The organism is Flavobacterium sp. GNP008 (assembly GCF_056428965.1).
The window spans coordinates 1-261 of record NZ_JBWJVL010000040.1 but is presented as its reverse complement, the minus strand read 5'-3'; the positions used below and the strand labels follow the sequence as shown (position 1 = coordinate 261).

The window sequence follows — 261 nt, the reverse complement described above, 5'->3', positions numbered from 1 at the left end:
GTCACGTTCTAGAGTTTCCCAACGACAAGGAGTGTTTTATGCAACGTAGTCTCCCGACCCTGAAAAACCTGTTCCGGAGTGTTCTGCTTTTGTCCGCGCTCACTGCTGCAAGCGCCCAGGCGGCGGAAAAAATCGACCTGATCATCGACACCGACCCGGGTGCCGACGATGTCGTGGCCTTGCTGTTCGCCATGGCGTCGCCGGATGAGTTGAGCATTCGTGCGCTGACCACCGTGGCCGGCAACGTGCGTCTGGACAAGA

The 261-nt window shown here is 58.2% G+C and carries 1 protein-coding gene; it reads left to right on the top strand.

Features of this window, described 5'->3' with window-relative positions:
• Positions 1-261, top strand: a 261-nt coding sequence (locus AC0608_RS13800) for a nucleoside hydrolase (protein ID WP_478289477.1), incomplete at both ends; no start/stop codon positions are given.